The following is a 24,642-nucleotide window of genomic DNA, read 5'->3' as shown; positions in this document are numbered from 1 at the left end:
CTGGGCGTTGCTGCTTGCGTCCAGCCCTGGAGCAAGCCCTGGTGCTCATCCTGGAGTCAGCCCTGGCGCTTGCCCTGGACGATATCGCGGATCAGCCGCCGCCCCGGGTGCAGGTGGTCGGCCAGGGGGGCTTCCAGCGGCAGCGGTTCATCGCAGATCCGCGAGGCCAGCAGTTCGGCGCACAGCGGCGCGCTGGCCAGCCCCCGTGAGCCGTGGGCGGCGCTGATCCACAGGCCGGGATGGTGGCTGCCCGCGACGTCCGGCACCCGGGTGGCGTCCTTGGCCAGCACCGCGTAGTCGCGAAGCCATGCCGGCTGATCGGGTAGCGGGCCAGCGTAGGGCGTCTTGTCGGGGCTTGCGCAGCGCACACCGCCACGACCGTCGAGAGTCTCGAGCGCCAGCGGGTGGCCGGCTTGGCGCAGCTGGTCGAGGTAGCCCGGCAGGGTTCTGTCGAGTTCCTCCAGGTTGGCCTGGTGGTCTTCGTCGAGGGTGTCGTTGTCGCTACGCCCCGGGGCAAAGGTCGCGCCGAAGGTCAGCACGCCATCCAGCGGCGGTGCCACGTAGCCACCGGCGCAGACCACTCGCTTCGGCGCGGGGGCCTCGAGCGCCAGGGGCGCGCGGCTGACCTGGCCGCGTACCGCCTGCAGCAGCAGGCCAGTGACCTGGCTGAAGTCAGCCGAGCGATAGGCGGCGGCGACGATGACCTGATCCACCTCGATGGCGACGCTGGTGTGATCGCCCTTCAGGGCGTGGCTGCCGACAAGACGCCAGCCGCCGTCCTCCAGAGGCTCGATGCTGTCGATGCTGGCCTGGACGAAGGTCACCCCTGGCGTGCGGGCGAGCTGCTCGCACAGCTCGCGCGGCCTGGCCCAGCCTGCCAGCGGATAGTAAAGGCCGCCGTGGGGCAGCGAGAGCCCGGCGAGGCTGGAGGCCTCGTCGGCGTCGATGCCACGCACCACCGTGTGGGGAAGGCCGTGGTGATCGAGAAAGCGTCGCTGACGACGGGCCTCGCGCTCGTTGGCACCGAGTTGCAGCACGCCACAGGGCGACCACAGGCGCTGCTCGGGGTCGAGCCGGGCGAGCCAGCGCTGGCTGTAGAGCAGCCCACTCAGATAGACCCGGCTCTGGTGGTTGGTGTCGGCGGCGAGCTTCACGTAGAGCGCGCCCTGGACATTGCCGGAGCCTCCGCTGCCGGGTCGCGAAGCGTCGATCAGGGTGACCTCGACACCGCGTCGGGCCAGCGCCTCGGCGGCGCTGCAGCCGGCGATGCCCGCGCCGACGATGGCCACGCGCCGACAGGGTCGCGCCTCAGGGGGGCGAAACCAGGGGGTGTGACGTCTGCCGGTATCGTCGGGAGGCGAGTCGATCTCACCGGCGAGCATCTCGCGCTTGCGTCCATGGCCCGGTACCTTGCGCCAGGTGAAGCCGGCGGCCTTGAGCCCGCGCTTGACGATACCGGCGCAGGTGAAGGTGGCGAAGGTGGCGCCAGGGCGGGAGTGCGCCGCCATCGCGGCGAACAGTGCAGGCTGCCACATCTCGGGATTCTTCGAGGGGGCGAAGCCGTCGAGGAACCAGGCGTCCACCAGGCCGTCGAGCAGCGCAAGGCGTTCGCTGCTGTCACCCAGGTGCAGATCGAGAATGACCCGTGGCGACAGCACCAGTCGATGCACCCCGGTGACCGCCGCCGGCCATTGGCGAATCAACGCCGCTGCCTTGTCGGCCAGATCCGGCTGGCCTGCCAGGGCCCGAGTCAGATCCTCGGCGCTCATGGGATAGCGCTCGGTGGAGACGATGTGCAGCCGCGCCCCGGGGGGCGCCAGCGCCTCGAAGCTGTGCCAGGCGCACAGCACGTTGAGCCCGGTGCCGAAGCCCGTTTCACCGATCACGAAGGGGCGCTGCTCGTGCCAGGCGGCAAAGCGCTGGGGCAGCCGGTTGGCGGCGATAAACACGTGCTCGGTCTCGGCGCGACCGTCGTGGCGCGAGAAGTACACATCGTCGAAGGCACGGGAGTGAGGGCTTATCCCGCTGTCGTCCTCGCGCCAGTCCAGTTCGGCGGTAGTGGCGGCGGTCAGGGCGGGGAGGCCATCTGGAGATGATGTCACGTCGAAGATTTCCGGCTGGCGGGGCTGGTCAAGAATTGATCACTCTGTTGTCGAGGGCGTGGCAACAGGGTTACAGCAATGCGTCCGCGGCGTTTCAACAGACTTTTCCACAGACTCTGTGAACAAGCAGGCTGTGAACAAGCAGGCTGTGAACAAGACCTGTGCAAACAGGCTGTTCGTGAACGGCAGCCAGGACATCGCCTGTCCACGAACAGGTGCCAGAAGCTGGGTGCCCGCGATCCCGCCAGGTGCGCGGGGCAGGCACTCGGCTCGCCTCAGGGCAGGACCTTCTTGAACGGCTTGACGGTGACCGACGCGTAGACGCCGGCGATCATGTAGGGGTCGGCATCGGCCCAGGCCTGGGCGCTGGCCAGGTCGTCGAACTCGGCGACCACCAGGCTTCCGCTGAAGCCGGCGTCTCCGGGATTTTCGCTGTCCACCGCCGGGTGCGGTCCGGCCAGCACCAGGCGTCCCTCATCGCGCAGGGCCTCGAGTCGAGCCAGGTGGTCGGGCCGGGCGGCCAGTCGACGTTCCAGGCTGTTGTCCACATCTTCGCTGATGATCGCGTAGAGCATCGATAGTTCCTCGATAGGGCCCGGTTGACGTTGGCCCGGGCAGACTCGCCGGGCGGTCGGATGCCGCTCTACGGCATCCTGGATGACGATCACCCGGCTCGGGGAGGCGCATGCGCGACGCAACCAGCATTGACCGCGGCAGGCGCCACGCGCACCATGGAGGCCATATTCTGTCAAAGTCGCCGCCCGGCGTCATGTCGAGGAGCCAGTTTCCTGTCCCATGCCAGCCCTTCCTGAGTCCTTCGAGGGCACGGCCCTCGCCATCGATCTGCATATGCACTCGACCGCTTCCGACGGCGCTCTTGCGCCGTCGGAACTGGTGACGCTGTGCCACGCCAAGGGGCTTTCGCATATCGCCCTGACCGACCATGACAGCCTCGAGGGAGTCGCCGAGGCCGACCTTCGCGCCCGCGAGCTTGGGCTGTCGGTGCTGCCCGCCAGCGAACTGTCCTGTCAGTGGCGGGGACTCAATATCCATGTGGTCGGGCTGTTGCCGTCGGGGCCGGGGGCCATGCTGGAGGCCGGCCTTGCCGAGCAGGCCATCGCCCGCGAGAAGCGTGCCGAGACCATTGCCCGGCGACTCGAGCGCATCGGCCTGAGCGACGGGCTGGCCAAGGCGCGTGCCTGGGCCGGCAGCGACCGGCCGCTCAATCGCCCCGACTTCGCCCACGTGATGGTGGCAGAAGGGCTGGTGGCGGATCTGTCCGGGGCCTTCAGCAAGTATCTTGGCAACGGCAAGATCGGTGACGTGAAGTCGCATTGGCCCTACCTGTCCGAGGTGGTGGAGTGGATCCTCGACAGCGGCGGCGTGGCGGTGCTGGCTCATCCCCTTCGCTACAAGCTGACCCGGCGCAAGCGCGGCCTGCTGCTCGATGAGTTCTGTCGGGCGGGGGGCCAGGCGGCGGAGCTGGTCAGCGGCTTCCAGAACCCGGATGTCACCCGGGACCTGGCGCGACAGTTGATGGAGCGCGACCTGTACGGATCGCTGGGCAGCGACTTTCACTTTCCGGGAGGACACCTGGCACCGGGCAGCATGAGTCCGATTCCGCGCACCGCGGTGGCGCCGGTGTGGGCCCATCCGCGCCTTGCCGCCTGGTTCGCCAGCGCGGCGAGTACGGACGTGGCGGGCCCTGGCGCGATAAATGAGAGCGTGGACGATGACACCCCGCGCGCCCTAGGCCCTGAAGACCAGAGCCCGGAAGGCGAGAGCCCGGAAGACAAGAGCCCGGAAGACAAGAGCCCGGAAGACAAGAACGCCGCCCATTCGGTCTAGTCTGAGAGGGAAGGCCCGCGCTGCGCCTCGTGCTTTCTTCGCCAACTTCTTTTGCCCGTTTGTTCGCCAGGGAGGCAACATGACCCAGTACTTTCAGATTCACCCCGACAACCCCCAGAAGCGCCTGATCGACCGCGCGGTCGAGATCATCCACAAGGGCGGAGTGGTGGCCTATCCGACCGACTCGGGCTACGCCCTGGGCTGCCACCTGGGGGACAAGAAGGCCATCGAGAAGATCAAGTGGCTCAGGTCGCTGGACGACAAGCACAACTTCACCCTGGTGTGCTCGGACCTGTCGGAGATCGGCACCTACGCCAAGGTGGACAACGCCGTCTTCCGCCTGCTCAAGGCCCACACCCCAGGCGCCTACACCTTTATCCTGCACGCCACCACCGAGGTGCCCCGGCTGCTGCTGCATCCCAAGCGCCGCTCCATCGGCGTTCGGGTGCCGGACCACGAGATCTCGCGTGCCCTGCTTGAACGCCTGGGCGAGCCGCTGATGAGCGTGACCCTGATTCCGGTGGGGGAGGCGTTGCCGATGACCGACCCCGAAGAGATTCGCGATCGCTTCGGTGCGCACCTGGATCTGGTGATCGACGGTGGCGCCTGTCAGCTGGAGCCGACCAGCGTGATCGATCTGCGCGACATGCCGCCGGTCATCGTGCGCGAAGGGCGCGGCGATATCTCGCCCTTCCAGGAGTAGCACTCGACGCAAATCAGCGAAAGCATGCGGCGCATTGTCAGCAAGCCGACTGGCGCATGCCGCCACGATGTTTCGACCGGTCCCGTCCCTGGCTCGCTCTCCTGAACCCCCCGCCCTGGACAGGGGCCCGCTGCGGCCAGGGCCTTGGACAGAGGGCCCGTTGCGGCCAGGGCCTTAGACAGAGGGGCCGCTGCGGTCGGGATTGCTGACGCCATCGTCGCCATCATCGTCGTCATCTTCGCGCTTGGCCTTTTCTTCCCCGCCGCCGTCGTCCTCCGGTTCCTCTTCAGGTTCTTCCTTCGGTGCGTTGGGGTCGGGGGTGTCCTCGTCGAGCCAGGTGCCACAGATCAGGCAGTACTTGGCACGCTGCTCGTGGCGGTCGTGGCCGCAGCCTGGGCAGGCTTCGTCGGAGTAGCGATCGGCACGAATCGAGCGGATTACCTCGGCGGAGAAGACCCCGGTGGGGACCGCGATGATCGAGTAGCCGATCAACATGACCACCACGCTGATGGCCTGGCCAAGCGGCGTCACCGGCGAGATATCGCCGTAGCCCACCGTGGTCAGGGTCACCACCGCCCAGTAGATGGCTACGGGAATGCTGGTGAAGCCGGCCTCCCTCGGCTCGATCAGATACATCATCGAGGCGAAGATGGTCACCAGCATGAACACCGTGAACAGGAACAGGAAGATCTGGTGGCCGCTGCGCTTCAGCGCGTCGATCAACAGGCGTCCCTCGCCGACAAATTCCATCAGTCTCAGTATCCGGAAGATGCGCAGGCTGCGCAGCAGGCGGATGACGATCAGCGACTGGGCCCCGGGGATCAGCAGCGCCAGCCAGCTCGGCAGGATGGCGATCAGGTCGACGGTGCCGTAGAAGCTCTTCAGATAATTGAGCGGCCGCTCGAGGCAGTAGAGCCTGAGGACCAGCTCGATGGTAAAGAGGATGGTGAAGGTCCATTCGATGGCCCTGAACAGCTCGCCATGCTGCATGCGCAGGCTATCGACGCTCTCCAGCACCACCACCAGCACGCTGGCCAGGATGGCGGTGATCAAGGCGATGTCGAAGCCCTTGGCCAGCCGGGTATCCGACTCGAAGATGATCTGAAAGATGCGCGTCTTGAGGCCTTCGGCGGCCGGCTTGTAGCCGTTGATCACGGGCGTGTCCTTGTGGTCTCGGGGCATTCTCCTGCAGGGATTGGGTTATCGCCTACAGGAAATGGGGCCATCGTCGGCGTTGCTCGCTATTGACGTTACTCCATCTCGACGTTGTCGGGTAGCCGGCGACCGAGTCTCAACAGGCCGGCGCCGACCTCGGCACTGAGCCAGTCGGGACGGTGCTCGGCGTCATCGAGACAGCCTTGCAGGTGCTTGACTTCCTCACCGACACCGGGCGCCGACGAGCACTGTGCAAGCCGCTCTAGCGTCTCCCGGGCGGTGACCATCCAGCCGCTGTCCTGGGTGTCGGCGTAGGCGTCGAGGGCGACCACCAGGCGATGCAGCAGGGTCGAGGGGCTGTCGCCGGACGGCAGCCGCCAGCCCTCCGCCAGTGCCGTCCCGCGAGCCGCCTTGCTGGTGTCCGATGGGCGCAGCGGGACGCTCTCGGCGAAGCCATCGGCCAGCTCCAGTAGCTGTCTGGCGTCTCCCCGCTTGAGCTCGAGCTCGACCTCGCGGATGGTAACGCTTAGCTCCCCCACGCGAATCTCGCCCTCGTCGAGGGCGATTTCGACCTCGCCACCATCGCTTTGCAAAAGCCACACCTCCCGCTGAAAGTCGGTGGTAAAGCAGGGGGCGAGGCGGGTCAGCAGGGTCTCGTCCAATGCCTGGATCGTCTCGAGCCCCTTGAGACCTTCCAGGTCGAGGGTGTCGCCGGCCACCTTCCATTCCCATTCTCCCCGGGTGGACAGGCCACCACCGCCCTGGCCGCTGGTCTTCAGGGTCTGGCGCCACTCGTCGCCGATACGCCGCAGACGCAGGGCGACGCGGGCCTCTTTGAGATCTCCCTCAGGGGTGTCGTAGTAGGTATTGACCAGCGTCTGACGGCGGGAAGCCTCTCCGGCGAGGCGGGGGTGGCGTCGTAGCGCATCCGGGCCATCCGGCCCCAGGGCGAGTTTGAGTTCGACTTCATGGCTCATGCGGAGCGTCCTGGCAGGGATAATGGAGGGTGAATCACATCAATGTGACGTTAGTGAGGCAGTATTTTTTCCATGACGTGACAGTTTGGGGTCACTATACTGTCGCCGCCATTTCTCCAGTGTCCGTGACTCCCTATGGTGACATCAAATCCGTTTTCGGCGATGTTTGGCCGCTCCCCCTTTCAACCGCTGCTGGCCCATATCGAAAAGGCGCACGACTGCTCTGCCGAGCTGCTGCCCTTCTTCGAGGCGACCCTTAGGGGCGACTGGGATGCGGCGGCCTCGCATCGTGAAGTGATTACCCGGCTCGAACACGAGGCGGACTCGCTGAAGACCGAGCTGAGGCTGAACCTGCCCAACACCCTGTTCCTGCCGGTTTCCCGTTCGGACCTGCTGGACCTGGTCAGCGTTCAGGACAAGATCGCCAACAAGACCCGCGACATCACCGGCATCATGCTCGGCCGCCAGATGCAGGTACCCGACGCCCTGGCGACCCCGATGCGCGAGTACATCGCCACCGCCGTCGACTGTGTCGCCCAGGCGCGTCAGGCCCTCGAGGAACTCAAGGACCTGCTCGAATCCGGCTTCGGACGCAATGTCACCGAGCTGATGCAGAAATTGATCCGTGGGCTGCATGATCTCGAGCAGCGTGCCGACGAGCAGCAGATCGCCATTCGTCGCCAGCTGTTCGCCCTCGAGAAGGACCTGCCGCCGGTAGACGTGATGTTCCTCTATCAGATCATCGAATGGATCGGAGAAGTGTCGGACCGCGCCGAGCGGGTCGGCAGCCGACTCCAGATCATGACGGCGAACTGAAGACCGTCTTTCCATCCGACCGCCCGCGGGCGGTCTGACGTCATTCAGACTTTCCTCAGTCAGCAATCAAGGGATCTTCTCCCATGTCGATCATTGCCCAGCACGGTGACATCTTCATCCTACTGGCCTGCGCGTTCGGTTTCTTCATGGCCTGGGGCGTCGGTGCCAATGACGTGGCCAACGCCATGGGTACCTCCGTAGGTTCACGGGCGGTCACCATCAAGCAGGCGATCATCATCGCCGTCATCTTTGAATTTCTCGGTGCCTGGCTGGCCGGTGGCCAGGTCACCGAAACCATCCGCAAGGGCATCATCAATCCGGCCCTTCTGGAAAACGACCCCCAGTTCCTGGTCTACGGCATGCTGGCCTCGCTGCTGGCCGCCGGCACCTGGCTGCTGATCGCTTCGATGAAGGGCTGGCCGGTGTCCACCACCCATTCCATCGTCGGTGCCATCGTCGGTTTTGCCCTGGCCGGGCTCGGTATCGAGGCGGTGGGCTGGGGCAAGGTCGGCCAGATCGCCGCCAGCTGGATCGTCTCGCCGCTGCTGGCGGGCTCCATCGGTTTCATGCTGTTCAAGTCGGTGCAGCGTCTGGTGTTCGAAGCCGACGATCCGTTCGCCGCCGCCAAGCGCTATGTGCCGATGTACGTGTTCCTGGTGGGTTTCATCGTCGCCATGGTGACCCTGACCAAGGGCCTCAAGCACGTGGGCCTGCACCTTGCTCCGTTCGAGAGTCTGCTGATCGCGGTGCTCTTTGGCCTGGCGCTGATGGGCCTGGGTATCTGGCGCGAGCGCAGCATCGGCCGTAGCCAGCGCAAGACCGACTCCTTCGGTTTCGAGGGTGTCGAGCGGGTGTTCGGCGTGCTGATGATCTTCACCGCCTGTGCCATGGCCTTCGCCCACGGCTCCAACGACGTGGCCAATGCCGTCGGCCCTCTGGCCGCGGTCATCAGCGTGGTGCATGAGCATGGCAGCATCGAAGGCGCCTCGGCGGTGCCCTGGTGGGTGCTGGTGCTGGGCGGTGGTGGCATCGTGGTCGGCCTGGTGACCTATGGTCACAAGGTCATCGCCACCGTCGGCACCGGCATCACCGAGCTGACCCCGAGCCGTGGCTTCGCCGCCACCCTGGCCGCCGCCACCACCGTGGTGCTGGCCTCGGGAACCGGCCTGCCGATCTCGACCACCCACACCCTGGTGGGTGCGGTGCTGGGCGTGGGTTTGGCCCGCGGTCTTGCCGCCCTCAACCTGAGGGTCATCGGTACCATCGTGATGTCCTGGCTGATCACCCTGCCGGCAGGGGCGGGCCTTGCGATCATGTTCTTCTTTATGTTCAAGGGGATCTTCAACTAACGGGTTGGAAAGGGGCGATAGGGCTGACAGGCGAGATCGCCTTGCGATCGTGTTGCTCACTCCTCCCCCCCCACCACACACACCCGCTACGGCGCCTTCGGGCGCCGTTGTCGTGTCTGGCATTCACAGGTGCGCAGGTGGCAGCAGGGCGTAACGGGCGGGGCGGGTGTGGGTCGATAGCAGGCTCTGATATAGTGAGAACTCCTTTCTCCTTGTCCGCCGCAGCAGGTCCGGTCCTTGAACACGTCCTTTTCCTTCGTCGACTGGTTTCGCCATTCCTCGCCCTATATCAATGCCCACCGTGGCCGCACCTTCGTCGTGCTGGTCGAAGGAGAGGCGATGGCGGCGGGGCGAGGGGAGTCGCTGATCCAGGACCTGGCGCTCTTGCACACCCTGGGGGTCAAGCTGGTGGTGGCCTTCGGCATTCGCCATCAGGTACACAGCGTGCTCGAGGCCGAGGGTATCTCGCCGGTGCGCCATCAGGGGCGCTGGGTCGCCGACGAAACCATCATGGCCAGGGTCGAGCGGGTCGCCGCCGAGCAACGCCTGTGGCTCGAGGCGCGGCTGTCTCTGGGGCTGCCCAACACGCCGCTGCACGGTATCGAGTTGACCACGGTGTCCGGCAATCTGGTCATGGCCAAGCCCCTCGGGGTGCGTGACGGCGTCGACTTCCAGCGTTCCGGCGAGGTACGCCGGGTCCGCTCGGGGGCGGTCAGAGCCCTGCTCGAGCAGCACTCGCTGGTGCTGCTGCCGCCGCTCGGGTTTTCCAGCACTGGCGAGGTCTTCGATCTGGACGCCGCAGAGGTCGCCCAGCAAGTGGCAGTGGCGCTGAAGGCCGACAAGTTGATCCTGCTGGGGGAATCCGACGGTCTGCGCGATGACAGCGGGCGGTTGTTGCGACAGCTGTCTCCAGCGGAGGCGCGGCCGCTGCTGGACGACGCCTCTATCGGTGAGGAGCGCGCACGCCACCTGGGAGCCGCCTGCGAGGCGGCGTCCCATGGCGTCGCACGCACCCACCTGTTGTCCTGGCGAGACGCCGACGCTCTGCTGGGCGAACTCTTCACCCGTGACGGCGTCGGCACCATGATCACCCAGCATCGCTACGAACAGCTTCGAGCGGCGGGCGTGGAGGATATCGGCGGGCTACTGGAACTGCTGGATCCGCTGGAGAAGCGCGGCATGCTGGTCCCGAGATCCCGCGAACGGCTCGAGCACGAGATCGACGACTACCTGGTGATCGAGCGTGATGGCATGGTCATCGGTTGCGCCGCCCTGCACCGTTTCGACGACGCCAACGTCGGTGAGCTGGCCTGCGTGGCGGTGCACCCGGACTATCGTAGCGGGGCCCGTGGTGAACGCCTGCTGGCAGAGATCGAGCGTCAGGCCCGGCGCCAGGGCATCGATCGTCTGTTTGCCCTGACCACTCACACTGCCCACTGGTTTCTTGAGCACGGCTTTGTCCCCTCGGCGCTCGATGAACTGCCACCGCTGCGACGCGACGCCTACAATCATGCGCGGAAGTCGAAGGTAATGAGCAAGGCCTTGTAGGGCGTAGCAGGGAAGGTGCTCGTCGACGTTTCGGCCAACCATTACGGCGTCTCCATTTGGAGACGCTGTAATTGTTTGTTAAGTAAGGGTATTTTGATTTTGGCTCGTTTTGCGTCTGGATTTGGCGACGTTTGTTCAAGGTTCAGACCTCGAAAGTCGGCCATGACGCTCAAGATGGCTGTGGTTGGCAATTTTTGATAATTTTAAGTTATTGATAATAAATAGGTTACTTTGTTTTTGGCACGGTGATCGCAATAGTCTTGGCGAGCAGGGAAGGTGGCGATCAAGTGTCGTTGTCCTTCCGGGATCGGCGGAGAAATCACTGCCCTGTGCGACTCCGACGACCCCAGCGCCTGCTCCGCGTGATGTGCGACACAAGGTTGCGATGAGACGGCACCGGCCGATCAGGCATGGAGAGGTGTCGTGAAGAGCAAGGATGCTCTGGCAAGGAAGCCGACCCCTTCGGGGGAGTCTTTCGCTCCGCCGCCCAGGCGACGGAGCCAGAACGAGGCAGGATGGGAGACCATCCGAGAGGTGAGATCAGGTTCCTGGTAACGACGATCGCACCTTGGCTTCGGGCCCTTCGGGCCACCCGAAAACCGTTCAATGGGCGGACCAGGCCATCGATTGATCTGTTTTCGACCCTTCAGTTCCCTGCGTATTCGGGCCGGCCTAGCCGGCCCCTTTTTTTTCATACGGTTTTTTGCGAAGTCGGCTGAGCGTTTGACGCGGGGGTAACGGGCCAATTCTGGTATTCTTCTGGATGGATTGATGGACGCTTCATTCACCTTCCTTCACAGAACTCTGGTCATGACCTCTGCTGCCACGCGCCGTTGGCGCCCTCGCTCGCTGTTGCAACTGGTGCTGCTGGCCTTCGTGGTGGTCATGCTGCCGCTTGGTGTGCTGATGTACCAGGCTGGCCAGGCGCTGTCGGAGCTGTCGCGGCTGGCCGAGGTCAGCGCTCGTCAGGCGGTGTCCGAGACACGTCGGGCACGCACCCTGGGGTCGCTGGCGGTGGAAATGGAGCGTGGTGCGCGCCAGTACGCGGTGATCCAGGAAGAAAGCCTGCTCGACATCTATGCCGATCGTCTGGCCGAGTTCCGTGAGTTGCTGGCGCGCCAGCGCCTGCTGCTGCCCGATGACCCCGACATCCAGGCGCTGGAACGCCTGCTCGACGAACTCGCGACCCTGCCGCAACAGCCGCCGGAGGCCTACGCGGCTTCGCTCGACGACTTTGTAGCTTTTTCCCGACACGTCGAGGGTATGCGCCAGGCCACCAACAGGCGCATCGATCTGCGCCTGGACGCCATCCGTGAACGGGCTCGACAAGTGCAGCAACGCCTGTGGTGGCAGACCGGGGCGCTGGTCTCGGCGAGTCTGATGCTGATGCTGTTGTTCACCCGCTTGATCATACGCCCGGTGCGTCAGCTCGAGCGGCGCATCCTCGGCATCGGCAGTGGCTATCAGGACAGCCAGCAGCGCCACGTTCAGGGTCCTGCAGAGCTGGTGGCGCTGGGCGAGAGGCTCGACTGGTTGACCCATCGCCTGGAAGAGCTCGAAGCCCAGAAACAGCAGTTCCTGCGCCATATGTCCCATGAACTGAAGACACCGCTGGCCAGCGTTCGTGAGGGATCGGCGCTGTTGTCCGATGGCGTGGCCGGTGAGTTGAGCCCGCGTCAGCGTGAAGTGCTGGACCTGATCGACGCCAGCGGCGCCGAACTGCAGCGCCTGATCGAGCAACTGCTCGACTATAATCTGTTGCAGCACCACCGCAGTGCGGCCATCGAGCGCCTCGACATGGCCACGGTGGCACGCGAGGTGCTGGCCAAGCATCGATTGAGCCTGCAGTCCAAGGAGATGGCGGTCGAAGTGTTCTCGGGCCCGCTGCAGTGGCGTGCCGATCATCAGGCCACCGCCCGATTGCTCGATAATCTGGTGTCCAACGCCGTGGCTTACGGTGAGGATGGTGGCAAGCTGCTGATTCGCGCCCGTGCACGCCACGACAGGCTCGAGCTCGAGGTGGCCAACACCGGCGAGCCGATCGCCGAGCAGGACCGTGACCACCTTTTCGAGGCCTTCTACCAGGGACGAGCACGACGCAAGGGTGCGCTCAAGGGCTCCGGCATCGGACTCTCCGTGGCGGCCGACTGCGCTCGTCTGCAGCACGGCCGGCTCGAGCTGATCGATGATCCCGAGTGGCCGGTGTGCTTTCGACTGACGCTGCCGGCAGCACCACCGGAAGATGGCCGACATTACGGCCTACATAACGATACAAGGCCCGCATTGACGGGCCAGGACGCAAGGAACCTGACGCTATGAACTCAAGGGGTGTGACCCTGACACCTCGACGCTCGCTTACCCGAGTCGTCGGCCCTGCCGCTGTTGTCAGTCTGATGCTGGTGATCAGCGGTTGCGAAATGCTGCCTATCGAGTCAGTCGGTGACGAAACACCGGCGGTCGAAGCGCTCGATCTGACCACCTGCCATGCAGAGGTGCCGACCTTTGCCGAGTCTTCTTGCATGTTGACCGACTGGATCGCCTTCGGTCTGGCCTCCCAGCGTGGCGATCGCCAGTGGCGTGACGCCATGCTGGCGCGGCTGGAAGGTCATGCGCCCGAGCAACGCCTGGGGCGTGCCGTGGCCTTGAGCTGGGGCAGCGAAGCCCAGTGGGACCAGGCGTCGGAGCTTTACAAGGCGGACCTGAGCCTGGCGCCCGTTGAACTCCAGCCCCTGCTGCGCTATTGGCTCAACGAACTCGAAGGGCGGCGCGCCCTGGATGACCGCGCCGGTCGCCATCATGGCGAGGTGGCTCGGCTACGCCAGGAAAACAAGGAACTGGCAGACAAGCTCGATGCGATGACCGCCATCGAGCAGAACATCAATCTGCGACAGCAGGCGGAATGAGAGCAGAGCACCAACCAGCGACAGCGGATGGAGTGAAATTGTGGAGACGGTGATATGAAGCAAGTCGCAGCGACCGCGAACGCCAGGACATCGGCCCATGTACTGCTGGTAGACGATGATGTCAGCCTGCTGAAGCTTCTGGGCATGCGCCTGGAAAGCCGCGGCTATCGGGTGACCACCGCCGAGAGCGGTCGCGAGGCGCTCAAACGGCTGGAAGAAGGGCGGCCGGATCTGGTGCTGTCTGACCTGCGCATGGATGAAATGGATGGCATGGCGCTGTTCCAGGATATTCAGCGGCGCATGCCCGGCCTGCCGGTGATCATCCTGACCGCCCATGGCTCGATTCCGGATGCGGTCAGCGCCACTCGCCAGGGCGTGTTCAGCTTTCTGACCAAACCGGTGGACCGCGAAGAGCTGTTCGGGGCCATCGACGATGCTCTGTCCAATACCGCCAGCAGCGGCGAAGGTGATGACAGCTGGCGCGACGAGATCATCACCCGCAGCCCTGAAATGGAGCGTATTCTCGAGCAGGCGCGGATGGTGGCGGGGTCCGATGTCAGCGTGCTGGTCACTGGACCATCGGGCTCCGGCAAGGAGCTGCTGGCCAATGCCATCCACAAGGCCAGTGCCCGCGCCGACAAGCCCTTTATCGCGATCAACTGCGGCGCGCTGCCGGAGCAGTTGCTGGAAAGCGAGCTGTTTGGCCACGCCAAGGGCGCCTTTACCGGGGCCATCAGCGAACACGGCGGGCTGTTCCAGGCGGCCGACGGTGGCACCCTGTTCCTGGACGAGATCGGCGACATGCCACTGGCGATCCAGGTCAAGCTGCTGCGGGTACTGCAGGAGCGTCAGGTGCGCCCGGTGGGCTCCACCACGTCGGTGCCGGTGGACGTGCGGGTGCTGTCGGCGACCCATCGCGATCTGGATCAGGCCATGCATGAAGGTGAGTTCCGTGAGGATCTCTACTATCGCCTCAACGTGGTCAACCTGAAGCTGCCGGCGCTCAAGGATCGCGCCGAGGATGTGCCGCTTCTGGTCAAGCATCTGGTGGCCCAGGCGGCGTCGCGCCACAAGCCCTTCGTCAAGGGATTCTCGCCGGAGGCGCTCAATCTGCTGGCAACCTGTGCCTGGCCCGGCAATGTGCGTCAACTGGTCAACGTGGTCGAGCAGTGCGTGGCACTGTCCAGTGCGCCGATGATCCCGGAAGCCCTGGTGGCCCAGGCGCTGGCGGCGGAAGACAACGCCATGCCGACCTTCAACGACGCTCGCGCAGGATTCGAGCGTAGCTACCTGGTCAAGGTGCTGAAGATCACCGAGGGCAACGTGACCCAGGCGGCGCGCATCGCCGGACGTAACCGCACCGACTTCTACAAGCTGTTGTCCCGCCATGAGCTGGAACCCGCCTCGTTCAAGCCGGGGGTGGCAAGCCCTTCTCGCTAGCCCGATGGGCAGGCTTGGTCCGATGGGCCGAGCCCCCGAAGATCCCCGCTCCGGCCCCGTCCGGCTGCTTCAGCCGGCGGCGGTTCGTCGGCAAGGTGCCGCCCGCAAGATGCCGACAACCTAGGCCCCGTCGTCGTCCGACCGGTCGCCGGTGGCCTGCTTGCCTGCCGGCCATGTCTCGATCACCTCGACGTCCAGCTCGCCTTCGGCGAGACGAGCGTGCAGTCGCTCGCCGGGCGCGGCCTGATCGGCGCGGCGCACCGCCTGGCCGTCGCTTGCGGTGAGGATGGCGTAGCCACGACCCAGTACGGCCAGCGGACTGACCGCCTGCAACTCCCGAGCAGCGGCCGCCAGGCGCTCGCGCCGATGGACCAGCGATAGCCGCTGGGCGCCGTCGAGACGGCGTCTCAAGCGGCTCAGTTGGCGCCGATTCTCGTCCAGGGTGAGTCCGGGCGAGCGCAGCGACAGACGGTGAGCCAGGTCTGTCTGGCGGCGCCGCTCGGCGACCACTCGACCGCTGATGGCGCGTCCGAGGCGTTCCTTCAGCTGGCCAAGACTATCGCGCTGACGTGCGATCGCCTCGCCGGGGTGACGCAGGCGCGAGCGCAGGTGATCCAGCCGCTGGCCTTCCCGCTGCAACAGGCGTGCTTGTGCACCCTTCAGACGATTGTCTGCCTGGGTTAGCCGGGCCGTCAGTTCCTGGCGCGAGGGCACCAGACGTTCGGCGGCGGCGGAGGGCGTCGGTGCGCTGGCGTCGGCGGCCAGATCCGACAGGCTCTGGTCGGTCTCGTGGCCCACCGCAGACATCACCGGCAGGCGCGAGTGGTGGATCGCTCGGGCCAGGTGTTCATCGTTGAAGGCCCACAGATCCTCGAGACTGCCGCCGCCACGGGTGATCAGCACCACGTCCCTGTCCGGGTCCAGCGTCGCCTGGCGATTGAGCAGGCCCAGGGCGGCGATGATCGCGGGCGCCGCCTCGGCCCCCTGGACCGGTACCGGTATCAGGGTCACCGTGACCAGCGGCCAGCGTGCCTGGAGTACCGCCAGCACGTCGCGCAGGGCGGCGCCGCTGGCGGAGGTCAGCACCAGCAGATGTCGCGGGGGAAAGGCCAGCGAGCGAGCGTTGGTGAAGACCCCCTGGTCGCCCAGGCGTTGCTTGAGCGCCGCCAGGGCGGCGAGCAGGGCGCCGGCTCCGGCGGCCTGCACCGCCTCGACGATCAACTGGTAGTCGCCCCTGGGCTCGAACAGCGAGACTCGGGCGCGCACCCGCACCAGATCACCGTCACGCATGGGCGTCGACACAAAGCGTCCACGCGTGCGAAACAGCACCGCCTTCACCTGGGCGCGTTCATCCTTGAGGGTGAAGTAGACGTGCCCCGAGGCCGGGCGCGAGACCCCCGACAGCTCGCCTTCGATCCACTGTTCGCCGAGATCGGCTTCCAGCGTAGCGCGCGCGCGTCGATTGAGGTCGCTGACCGAGAGTACGTCCTGGGCGCTATCCGACGTCGCTGTCATGGAGGCTTCCTGGGCTGGCATTGAAGAGAATCGGCGAGCATCAGCGACTGGCAGGACCACGCTGGCAAGTGACAGGTTACCAGAGCCCAGGTCGCCGCTTCAGCAAAGTCGAACTACGCTTAACGGGACAGGCGGGCAACCGGTCTGCCTCGCACGCGCCGCTGCGACGGAGGAGGGCACATGTCGGGACTTCGCGCGCCCGATATCGGGCCTATCGTGGGGCACACCACGGCTCACAGCTGTCGGCTGTGGGTTCGCGGTATCGCTCCCAATGATGATGGCGTCGACCTGACCGCGTCCTTGCGCACCGTGGGCCTGCTGGCGGTGGTCGAGGACAATGGCTTGCCCCGCCTGATCGACGGTGATCCGTCACGTCCCCACGCCTTCTATTTTCGTCTGCACCGGGAGTTTGATCGTACCGGGACCTTCGAGCTGGGGGCCGAGGAAGGTCTGGGAGCGATCGATGGCGTGGCGCCGCTGGGCCAACCCGATGGGGTGGTGCCGTTGACGCCCGATACCCGCTACAAGGTGCGTGTCGCGACCCTCACCCTGGATGACACGACGCCCGACGTGGAAAGCCTGAGTGACGCCCAGATCGCCGCCAGGCTGCCCGACGTCAACGGCATGGCGTCGCTGCTCGCCGACCTCGATGGCGAGCACTACGAGGCCGAATTCACCACCTTCGCCGCCGCAGTGGAGCCACGACTGGCCTTTCTGCTGGGGTCCTGTCGCTATCCCGGTACCCTGTGGAAGACCAAGGAAGCCGATCGCATCTTCGGCCCCATGGCCAGTCACTTGAGGCGTCGAGGCAGTCGGCCGGCGGCGCGCTTCAGCCTGCTGGTGGGCGATCAGATCTACGCCGATCAGTACAGTCGCTTCGTGCCGATCGGTCGCGCCGAGACCTTCGCCGAGTTTCAGGACCGCTATCGCCAGGCCTTTGGTTCCCCGCAGATGCGCCACTTCCTGCGCCAGGCACCGGTGTACATGATCCTCGATGACCACGAGATCGAGGACAACTGGCATCGTGACCGCCTCGCCGCCAAGCGCGAGCTGTTCAATGTCGCCATTGGCGCCTACATGAGCTACCAGTGGTCACACTGCCCGCGCAGCTTCGGGCGTCATCTGCACTATCACTTCGACTGCGGCGGCTATCCCTTCTTCGTCTGTGACACCCGTACCCATCGTACCTACGGTCGCGAGAACCGGGTGATGGACAACCATCTGCTGGGACGGCCCAGCATCGACCCTCAGCATCCTTCCCAGCTGGATGTGCTGCTCCGGTGGCTGAGCGACCAGCAGGCCCGCTGCGGTGCGATGCCCAAGTTTGTCGTTACCTCGACGGTGTTCGCGCCCAGTCCGCTGGATGAAAGGCTCGATCCGGCCCTGGATGGCCATGACGCCCAGGCGCCGACGGATCTGGTGCGGACCAACCTCTCCCGGCGTGCCGAGAGCGATAGCTGGTCGGGGTTTCCGGCCACCCGCAAGGCGCTGGTCGAACATATCGTCGAGGCCGGCATCGACAATGTGATCTTCCTCAGCGGCGACGTGCACTGCGCCAATATCGCCGAGATGGTGGTGGAAGGGGGCGGTGGCGAGCCGCGACGGCTGTATGACGTCACCTCCTCGGCGCTGTACTGGCCGTTCTTCTGGGCCGACGGGGACCCCAACGGTTTTGTTCACGACTCCCGTCTGCCCGGTCAGGTGGATGGCTTTCCGCTGTTTGATGGTGACGTGACGCTGCACTACCGGGCCTTTGGCTTCTATCAGCAGGAAAACTTCTGTCGCCTGGAGCTGGACCGCGCTCACCACCGTCTGCGGGTCAAGGTGATCGATCGCTACGGCGATGAAGTCAGGGTGACGGACCCCGATGGCTCCGTGGTGCCCTATAACGATCTGGCGCTGGTGCCCTGGTAGCGAGCGATATGGCCGGTAGCGGCAATGTCGAAAGCGGGGCTGAAGGGCGCTGGGCTGGAGAGCGCTCGTCGGAAGAGTGCTCGTTGGAAGAGTGCTGACGGGCCGGTCGCCAAAGGGCGGGCGGCCCGGACGACAGGCGCAGGAGCAGGTCCTTTCCTGGAGAAATGGCGGTGAATACGACTAACCCCATGCTGGCGGGATTGCTGTTCGAGGAAACCATGCGAGGCCATTTTTCGCTCGGAAGCCAGGCGCCCGAGCGTGGTGAACGGCTGGGGCATGCAGAAGGCACCGAACTGGCCCTCCACGCCAAGGTCCAGATCGATGACATGGGCGCCTTCCTGGCCGACGACCGCCACCACGGCAGGCTGGGTGGTGTCGTCGATTTTGCCCCGCTGGGCCTTGGGCTGGTGATTCTCGAGGGCGACTTTCAGTTGTTTTCCCAGGGCCCCGGGGCGGGGCGTCAGATGGTCTACGACGCGGTTCTGGAACTGGATGAGCGGCGATTGTTCCTGCACGGGGTGAAGCGGGTCAACGACGATCCGGGGCCTGATCTCTGGCGCGATACCACCACCCTCTATACCACCCTGCACGAGGGCGAGAGCGCCACGGCCGACATTCTCGGGGCGGGCATCCTGCACCTGGGCGTGGCCGAGTTGATGGCCATGCTCAAGACCATGACGCCGACGGGCCAAGGGGATCTGCGCACGGTGGCGGATTTCGGTCGCTTCTTCTTTGGTGAACTGTGGCACCTCTATGCGCCCTGGGTCATTCGCCGGGAGCCCGAGGCATGAACTACGACGCCATCGTGGTGGGGTCAGGGTTTGGTGGGGCCGTGGCGGCCTGCCGGCTCGCCGAGGCTGGGCTCAAGGTGCTGGTACTCGAGCGCGGAAGACGCTGGGAGCGCGAGGACTTCCCCCGGGGGCCGGATGATGACTGGTGCTTCGATGTGGACGCGCCGCGGCAGCGCCATGGCTGGCTCGACCTGCGCTTCTTTTCACGCATGGCGGTGGCACAGGGCGCTGGCGTGGGTGGTGGTTCGCTGGTCTACGCCAATGTCTCGGTGCCGGCTGAGCGCTTCGCCTTCGACAGTGGCTGGCCGGAGGCGATCGACTTCGATGAACTCGTCCCCTACCAGGACCGGGTAGGCCAGATGCTGGAGGTGGCCGAGGTCCCCGCGGGCCAGGTCAGCGAGCGCTATCGACTGGTCCAGGAGGCCGCCGTGCGCAGCGGTGACGGCGATCGCTTTCGCCCCTTGCCGCTGGCGGTGCGCTTCGACCCCGACTGGAACTATCAGCTAAGTGAGCCTCACCACCGTCGACACAGTCGGCAGGCCCTCAATGTCCACGGCAAGGAACAGGGGACCTGCATCCACTGCGGCTATTGCGATATCGGCTGCCCGGTGGGGGCCCGCAATACCCTTGACCTGAATTACCTGGCCCGGGCGGAGCAGCTGGGGGCACAGGTCCGTCCATTGAGCATGGTGCGATCGCTGGTGCCGGAATCCGGGGGCTACCGGGTGACCTTTCAGCATCTGGAAGGCGCGCCGACGATCCGTCACGAGCGCGCCGAGCGAGTGATCCTTGCCGCTGGCTCGCTGGGGTCCACCGAGCTGTTGCTGCGGGCCAGGGACCAGTACCGCACCCTGCCGGAACTGTCGCCGCTGCTCGGCCATCACTGGTGCGCCAATGGCGATTTCCTGACCCCCGCGATCTACCCGAACAGACGCATCGATGCCTGTCGCGGGCCGACCATCAGCGCCGCCATCGACTATCTCGACGGCAGCGACGGCGGTGAGCGCTACTTCGTCGAGGACGGCGGCTACCCTGACTTGATCGCCCACGCCTTGACGCAATTGCTGTCGCGCTCCGCCACCGCGAGCATGTTGCGGGGTGGCTGGCGCGCGGTGCTGGCCGAGGCGCTCAAGGAGAATGACCCCGATCGTTGCCTGATGCCCTGGTTCGGCCAGGGCATGGACACCGCCGACGGGGTGCTGAGGCTGACGCGGCGTTGGCTGGAGCGAGAGCCGTCGTTGAGCCTGGACTATCGGGTGGCCGCGTCGCGAGCCACGGTGCAGGCGCTGTGCGAACGCCACAAGCGCCTGAGCGCGGCCACCGGAGGCGTCGCCATCGAGCCACCGAGCTGGCGCCTGCTGGACTATTTGATCACCCCGCACCCACTGGGCGGTTGTCCCATGGGAGAGAATCGCTGGGACGGGGTGGTCGACCATGCCGGGGAGGTGTTCGGCTATCCGCGACTGTACGTGCTCGACGGTGCCATCGTGCCGCGCGCGCTGGGGCTCAATCCCTCGCGCACCATCGCCGCCCTGGCCGAGCGCGCCATGGCGCGGATGCTGGCCTAGCAGACGGAAGCGGCGACCCACCGGGAGGTAACATCATGGCCCGCGAGATCCCCCTCTATACCCTCGACGGCGTTGTCGACGCCGGGGTCACCCAGCACGGCTTCTGTACCGAGGACGGCCTGGGGCTGTCACTGCTGCGCTTTCGTCGTGGCCAGGGGCGCATGGCGGTAATGATCGTTCACGGCCTGACCACCTCCAGCGACATGTTCATCCAGCCCGAGCATCGCAATCTGGTCAGCTTCCTGCTGGACGAAGGGGTCGACGAGGTGTGGACGCTGGACTTCCGCATGAGCAACCGCCACCCCTACAACCTGCAGCCCAACCGCTACTCCATGGATGACTGTGCGCTGTTTGACTTTCCCGCGGCGGTGGCAAAGATCCGGCAGGTCGCCGGTGACGACGTCGAGCTGCACGTGATCGCCCACTGTCTCGGCTCGATGGGCTTCGCCATGGCACTGTTCGGCGGCACCGTCAGCGGCATTCGCTCCTGCATCCTCAACAGCGTTGCGCTGACGCCCCATGTACCGCGCTGGTCGAGGATCAAGGGCCACATCTTTCCCTTCGTGATCGAGCGCATCTTCCAGCAGCCCTACGTCAGCCCGCGCTGGAGCGAGGATCCAAGATTCACGCTGGGCAAGCTGTTGTCGAAAGGCGTATCGCTGTTCCACCGCGAATGCGACGTGCCGGCCTGCCATATGCTGTCGCTGATGTGGGGCACCGGCTGGCCGGCACTGTACAACCACGAGAACCTGGACGAGCGCACCCACCGACGGGGTGGTGACCTCTACGGCCCGGTAGGGCTCAACTACCACCGGCATGTCTTGAAGATGCTGGGCCGGGGCCATCGCACGGTGAAGATGCGCGAGGCGCCCGAATACGCCGCGCTACCCGACGACTACCTGCTCGAGGCGCGCCGCGTCGATACCCCCTGCCTGTTGCTGACGGGACGCGACAATCGCGTCTTCACCGACAGCAACGTGCACTGTCACCGGGCCCTGGAGGAGGTCGCCCCGGGCCGCCATGAGCTCGCGATCATCGACGGCTACGGCCATCAGGACGTGTTCATGGGCGCCCGGGTCGACCGTGAGGTCTTTCCCCGGTTGATGACGTTTCTGAACGCCCACGCCTGAGCCCAGGCGCCACACCTGAATCCAGATGCCGTCAGGCCCTGAGGCGGCGATGGGCCCAGCCCACCAGCGGCGGCAACGCCACCAGCAGAACGGTGATGCGCAGCAGATGGTGGGAGGTGACGAAGGCCGGTTCGATATTCAGTGACAGCGCCACCAGGCTCAGCTCCGGCGCCCCGCCCGGCATGTAGGCCAGCAGTGCCGCAGCCACCGAGATGCCGGTCAGCGCCTGGCCGACCCAGGCTGCCGCTACCGCCAGCACCACCAGGATCAGCGCCTGGACCACCGCCAGACCCAGTTGCCGCGCCATGTCGGATAGCGCCACGCCGACGAAGCGCACGCCCACCGAGGTGCCGATGACTACCTGAGCCAGGGCGATCAGCGCCGGTGGCAGCACCGCGTGGGTCAGCCCGGAAAAGTGCAGCAGCGACGACGCCAGCGCCGGGCCGAACAGCAGCGCGTTGGGCAGGCGCAGCACCCGGCCGACCACGGCGCCGAGCGCCGCCGCTACCACCAGCCAGGCGGTGCCGGCGAGCGAGGGTAGCTGGCTCCACTGGGCCGGCCCGTTGCTGGCGCCGGCCAGATCCACGTGGCCGAACAGGCCGAGGATCGGTGGAATCGCCAGCAGCAGCACCAGGATACGCACCGCGTGGGTGATACCGACGGCACGCAGGTCAGCGCCAGACTCGTGGGCCATCATCAACAGCGCCGACAGTCCGCCCGGGGCGCCGGCGTAGAGCGCGGTGTCCAGCGAGTGACCGGCCACGCGGTAGCTGAAGGCCACCGCCACCACCATCATTACCGCGGTGGCGGCGAGCATGATTGCGGCGCTGGCGGCCCAGGCGGTGATATCGCCGGACAGCTCCGGGGTGAAGGCCGAGCCCAGCATCACCCCGATGACCACCAGAACCCCCTTGCGCAACCGTCCCGGCGAGCCCAGGCGCACCCCGGCGAGGCTGGCCAGGGTGGTGGTGATCAGGGCGCCGAGCAGCCACGGAAGCGGCAGGTCGATCAGGTAGGCGATGACCCCGCCCAGGCCGCCCAGGGCGAGGGTGGGCAGGAAGCGCCAGGCGCCGGGGGGAAGGAGTGTGGGGGCGGCGGGCATGGCGTCTCCTGTGTGCGTTGCCTGTACTCTGTGCACAGGTGGTGGTGATCGAGCCTGACGACGGCGCGCGGCGCCAGATGGCGCCGCGCAGGGACTACACGAGGGCTACATTAAGGGCTACACAAGGGCTACGCAGGGGCTTCGTGCGGGCCATATAAGAGCGATGCCAGGGCCTTTGCCGGGGCGACTCGAGCATGGCCCTGAAGCCCGTTGCATCAAGCCTGGCTCGAGGGCCGTTGCTTGAGCAGCTTGGGTACCAGCCAGGGCAGTACCAGCAGCGCCGAGGCGGCGATCCACAGCGACAGCGAGATGCCGGACTGCCACAGGATGGCGGTGTCGCCACCGCTGATCGCCAACGCCCGACGCAGGTTCTCTTCCATCAGGCCGCCCAGCACGTAGCCGAGGATGACCGGCGCCAGCGAGAAGCCGAGCTTGCGCAGCAGGTAGCCGAAGACACCGATGACGAGCATCAGATAGATGGCGGTCAGGTCGGAATGCAGCTGATAGACCCCGACGAAGGATAGCACGGCGATGGCCGGCACCAGCACCCAGCGCGGGATGGTCAGCACCTTGGCGAAGACCCCGGCCAGCGGCAGGTTGAGCGCCAGCAACACCAGGTTGCCGATGTACAACGAGGCGATCAGGCCACCGGCGACCTCCGGGTTGTCGGTGAACATCATCGGACCCGGGGTGATGTTGTAGAGCATCAGCGCGCCGAGCAGCACCGCGGTGGTGCCGGATCCGGGGATGCCCAGGGTCAGCATCGGTACGAAGGAGCCTGCGGCGGAGGCGTTGTTGGCCGCTTCGGGCGCCGCCAGGCCACGCATGTCGCCGGTGCCGAAGGTGTTGTCCTTGTCCACCAGCCGCTTTTCGGTGGTGTAGGACACCGCCCCGGCCACCGAGGCGCCGGTTCCGGGCAGTACGCCGATAATGAAGCCGAGCACGCCGGAGCGCAGCATGGTGCCCTTGCAGGCCATCACTTCCTTGAGGCTGACGAACACCCGGCCCAGCGGCGGCAGGGTGTCATCGACGTCGTCGCGATGGGCGTGCTCGAGCATCAGCAGGATCTCGCTGATGGCGAACAGGCCGATGATCATCACCACGAAGTCGATACCGTCATAGAGCTCCGGCATGCCGAAGGTGTAGCGCATCACGCCGGTGCCGGAGTCGACGCCGACGGTGCCGATCAGCACGCCGAGCACGGCGCCGATGGCGGTCTTGATCGGGTCCTTGCCCATCATCACCGACATCGACGAGAAGGCGAACACCATCAGCGCGAAGAATTCGGCGGGGCCGAACATCACCGCCACCCGGGCCAGCAGCGGGGCGAACAGGGTCAGGCCGATGATGGCGATGGTGGCGCCGACAAACGACGCCACCGCCGACAGGCCCAGCGCCGGACCGGCCAGGCCACGCTTGGCCAGCGGATGGCCATCGAGGGTGGTCATCACCGCGCCGGCGTCGCCGGGCACATTGAGCAGGATGCTGGACATGCGCCCGCCGTACTCGGCACCGGTGTAGATGCCGGCCAGCAGGATCAGCGCGGATTCGGCGGGCAGGCCCAGGGTGTAGGCCAGCGGCATCAGGATGGCGATGCCGTTGATTGGCCCGATGCCCGGCAGGGCGCCGAACAGGGTGCCCAGCAGCGCGCCGAGGAAGGCCAGGCCAAGATTGAGCGGCGTCAGGGCGACGCCGAAGCCTTCAATAAGAAAGTCGAACATGGGAACACCTTGATCAGGGATCGGTGGCGGTCAGGGCTGGGGCAGCGCTGGCAGCTGAGC

General features: G+C 65.9%; 19 protein-coding genes. 12 read left to right on the top strand and 7 right to left on the bottom strand.

The annotated features are described in order from the left end of the window. Window positions 1-56: 56 nt before the first annotated feature. The gene (gene mnmC, locus NFI08_RS01310) at window positions 57-2,102 is read right to left on the bottom strand and encodes a bifunctional tRNA (5-methylaminomethyl-2-thiouridine)(34)-methyltransferase MnmC2/FAD-dependent 5-carboxymethylaminomethyl-2-thiouridine(34) oxidoreductase MnmC1 (RefSeq protein WP_349586656.1); all 2,046 of its coding nucleotides are present in this window, start codon (window positions 2,100-2,102) and stop codon (window positions 57-59) included. Window positions 2,103-2,377: 275 nt separating this feature from the next. Then, window positions 2,378-2,677 (bottom strand): YciI family protein, encoded by a 300-nt coding sequence (locus tag NFI08_RS01305; RefSeq protein WP_045991104.1) that lies wholly within the window; start codon window positions 2,675-2,677, stop codon window positions 2,378-2,380. A gap of 220 nt (window positions 2,678-2,897) precedes the next feature. Between NFI08_RS01305 and NFI08_RS01300 the strand changes: the two genes are divergently transcribed. Both NFI08_RS01300 and NFI08_RS01295 read left to right on the top strand, forming a co-directional pair. After that, window positions 2,898-3,950, top strand: coding sequence for a PHP domain-containing protein (locus NFI08_RS01300; protein ID WP_349586652.1), 1,053 nt, complete (start codon window positions 2,898-2,900; stop codon window positions 3,948-3,950). Window positions 3,951-4,029: 79 nt separating this feature from the next. Further along, entirely contained in the window at window positions 4,030-4,653 is a 624-nt protein-coding gene (locus tag NFI08_RS01295; RefSeq protein ID WP_045991103.1) for an L-threonylcarbamoyladenylate synthase, read from the top strand. 174 nt (window positions 4,654-4,827) lie between these two features. Here the strand turns inward: NFI08_RS01295 and NFI08_RS01290 are convergent, their stop codons facing one another. Next, window positions 4,828-5,805, bottom strand: coding sequence for an ion transporter (locus NFI08_RS01290; protein WP_253028785.1), 978 nt, complete (start codon window positions 5,803-5,805; stop codon window positions 4,828-4,830). Window positions 5,806-5,903: 98 nt separating this feature from the next. Continuing rightward, complete coding sequence (locus NFI08_RS01285) at window positions 5,904-6,785, bottom strand: CYTH domain-containing protein (RefSeq protein ID WP_349586649.1); 882 nt, start codon at window positions 6,783-6,785, stop codon at window positions 5,904-5,906. A gap of 135 nt (window positions 6,786-6,920) precedes the next feature. On the opposite strand from NFI08_RS01285, the gene NFI08_RS01280 reads away from it, so the two are divergent. The 6 genes from NFI08_RS01280 to glrR all read left to right on the top strand — a co-directional run bounded on the left by NFI08_RS01280 (window position 6,921) and on the right by glrR (window position 14,841). Next, on the top strand, window positions 6,921-7,601 hold the full coding sequence (locus NFI08_RS01280) for a TIGR00153 family protein (protein ID WP_045991100.1): 681 nt from the start codon (window positions 6,921-6,923) through the stop codon (window positions 7,599-7,601). Window positions 7,602-7,684: 83 nt separating this feature from the next. Then, window positions 7,685-8,950, top strand: coding sequence for an inorganic phosphate transporter (locus NFI08_RS01275; RefSeq protein WP_045991099.1), 1,266 nt, complete (start codon window positions 7,685-7,687; stop codon window positions 8,948-8,950). Window positions 8,951-9,187: 237 nt separating this feature from the next. Beyond that, window positions 9,188-10,498 (top strand): amino-acid N-acetyltransferase, encoded by a 1,311-nt coding sequence (gene argA, locus NFI08_RS01270; RefSeq protein ID WP_045991098.1) that lies wholly within the window; start codon window positions 9,188-9,190, stop codon window positions 10,496-10,498. An 810-nt stretch (window positions 10,499-11,308) separates the two neighbouring features. Further along, window positions 11,309-12,817, top strand: coding sequence for a sensor histidine kinase (locus NFI08_RS01265; protein WP_124803404.1), 1,509 nt, complete (start codon window positions 11,309-11,311; stop codon window positions 12,815-12,817). Then, on the top strand, window positions 12,814-13,401 hold the full coding sequence (locus tag NFI08_RS01260) for a hypothetical protein (protein WP_231498601.1): 588 nt from the start codon (window positions 12,814-12,816) through the stop codon (window positions 13,399-13,401). Before NFI08_RS01265 ends, NFI08_RS01260 begins: the two co-directional genes overlap by 4 nt. Before the next feature lie 54 nt (window positions 13,402-13,455). Then, complete coding sequence (glrR, locus tag NFI08_RS01255; RefSeq protein ID WP_045991097.1) at window positions 13,456-14,841, top strand: two-component system response regulator GlrR; 1,386 nt, start codon at window positions 13,456-13,458, stop codon at window positions 14,839-14,841. A gap of 120 nt (window positions 14,842-14,961) precedes the next feature. On the opposite strand, the gene xseA is transcribed toward glrR, so the two are convergent. Next, a complete protein-coding gene (gene xseA, locus NFI08_RS01250; RefSeq protein ID WP_349586641.1) occupies window positions 14,962-16,356 on the bottom strand; it encodes an exodeoxyribonuclease VII large subunit in 1,395 nt (464 codons plus the stop codon). Window positions 16,357-16,536: 180 nt separating this feature from the next. On the opposite strand from xseA, the gene NFI08_RS01245 reads away from it, so the two are divergent. The 4 genes from NFI08_RS01245 (at window position 16,537) to NFI08_RS01230 (ending at window position 21,759) form a co-directional block, all read left to right on the top strand. Continuing rightward, window positions 16,537-18,270 carry an alkaline phosphatase D family protein gene (locus tag NFI08_RS01245; protein WP_349586638.1) on the top strand — a complete coding sequence of 578 codons (1,734 nt, stop codon included), beginning with the start codon at window positions 16,537-16,539 and terminating at the stop codon, window positions 18,268-18,270. 170 nt (window positions 18,271-18,440) lie between these two features. After that, window positions 18,441-19,061, top strand: a complete 621-nt coding sequence (locus NFI08_RS01240) for a hypothetical protein (RefSeq protein ID WP_146164648.1) — start codon at window positions 18,441-18,443, stop codon at window positions 19,059-19,061. After that, window positions 19,058-20,629 (top strand): GMC oxidoreductase, encoded by a 1,572-nt coding sequence (locus NFI08_RS01235; RefSeq protein WP_349586635.1) that lies wholly within the window; start codon window positions 19,058-19,060, stop codon window positions 20,627-20,629. The genes NFI08_RS01240 and NFI08_RS01235 overlap by 4 nt, the downstream gene beginning before the upstream one ends. Before the next feature lie 35 nt (window positions 20,630-20,664). Continuing rightward, complete coding sequence (locus NFI08_RS01230) at window positions 20,665-21,759, top strand: alpha/beta hydrolase family protein (protein WP_045991093.1); 1,095 nt, start codon at window positions 20,665-20,667, stop codon at window positions 21,757-21,759. A gap of 31 nt (window positions 21,760-21,790) precedes the next feature. Here the strand turns inward: NFI08_RS01230 and NFI08_RS01225 are convergent, their stop codons facing one another. Together NFI08_RS01225 and NFI08_RS01220 are read right to left on the bottom strand one after the other, a co-directional pair. Further along, on the bottom strand, window positions 21,791-22,861 hold the full coding sequence (locus NFI08_RS01225) for an AbrB family transcriptional regulator (RefSeq protein ID WP_349586631.1): 1,071 nt from the start codon (window positions 22,859-22,861) through the stop codon (window positions 21,791-21,793). 215 nt (window positions 22,862-23,076) lie between these two features. After that, complete coding sequence (locus NFI08_RS01220; protein WP_045991091.1) at window positions 23,077-24,582, bottom strand: tripartite tricarboxylate transporter permease; 1,506 nt, start codon at window positions 24,580-24,582, stop codon at window positions 23,077-23,079. Window positions 24,583-24,642: the final 60 nt, after the last annotated feature.

The organism is Halomonas sp. EF61 (genome assembly GCF_040147045.1).
Taxonomy (GTDB): Bacteria; Pseudomonadota; Gammaproteobacteria; order Pseudomonadales; family Halomonadaceae; genus Halomonas; species Halomonas litopenaei.
The sequence above is the reverse complement of the archived record's forward strand: the minus strand, read 5'-3'. Positions and strand labels throughout refer to the sequence as shown.

Bases quoted from the DNA above. Each gene is read 5' to 3' on its own strand.
- NFI08_RS01225 (WP_349586631.1), bottom strand. From the start codon at position 22,861: ATGCCCGCCGCCCCCACACTCCTTCCCCCCGGCGCCTGGCGCTTCCTG.
- NFI08_RS01265 (WP_124803404.1), top strand. From the start codon at position 11,309: ATGACCTCTGCTGCCACGCGCCGTTGGCGCCCTCGCTCGCTGTTGCAA.
- NFI08_RS01220 (WP_045991091.1), bottom strand. From the start codon at position 24,582: ATGTTCGACTTTCTTATTGAAGGCTTCGGCGTCGCCCTGACGCCGCTC.
- NFI08_RS01300 (WP_349586652.1), top strand. From the start codon at position 2,898: ATGCCAGCCCTTCCTGAGTCCTTCGAGGGCACGGCCCTCGCCATCGAT.
- NFI08_RS01295 (WP_045991103.1), top strand. From the start codon at position 4,030: ATGACCCAGTACTTTCAGATTCACCCCGACAACCCCCAGAAGCGCCTG.
- glrR (WP_045991097.1), top strand. From the start codon at position 13,456: ATGAAGCAAGTCGCAGCGACCGCGAACGCCAGGACATCGGCCCATGTA.
- NFI08_RS01260 (WP_231498601.1), top strand. From the start codon at position 12,814: ATGAACTCAAGGGGTGTGACCCTGACACCTCGACGCTCGCTTACCCGA.
- NFI08_RS01245 (WP_349586638.1), top strand. From the start codon at position 16,537: ATGTCGGGACTTCGCGCGCCCGATATCGGGCCTATCGTGGGGCACACC.
- NFI08_RS01275 (WP_045991099.1), top strand. From the start codon at position 7,685: ATGTCGATCATTGCCCAGCACGGTGACATCTTCATCCTACTGGCCTGC.
- NFI08_RS01235 (WP_349586635.1), top strand. From the start codon at position 19,058: ATGAACTACGACGCCATCGTGGTGGGGTCAGGGTTTGGTGGGGCCGTG.
- NFI08_RS01285 (WP_349586649.1), bottom strand. From the start codon at position 6,785: ATGAGCCATGAAGTCGAACTCAAACTCGCCCTGGGGCCGGATGGCCCG.
- NFI08_RS01280 (WP_045991100.1), top strand. From the start codon at position 6,921: ATGGTGACATCAAATCCGTTTTCGGCGATGTTTGGCCGCTCCCCCTTT.
- xseA (WP_349586641.1), bottom strand. From the start codon at position 16,356: ATGACAGCGACGTCGGATAGCGCCCAGGACGTACTCTCGGTCAGCGAC.
- NFI08_RS01230 (WP_045991093.1), top strand. From the start codon at position 20,665: ATGGCCCGCGAGATCCCCCTCTATACCCTCGACGGCGTTGTCGACGCC.
- NFI08_RS01305 (WP_045991104.1), bottom strand. From the start codon at position 2,677: ATGCTCTACGCGATCATCAGCGAAGATGTGGACAACAGCCTGGAACGT.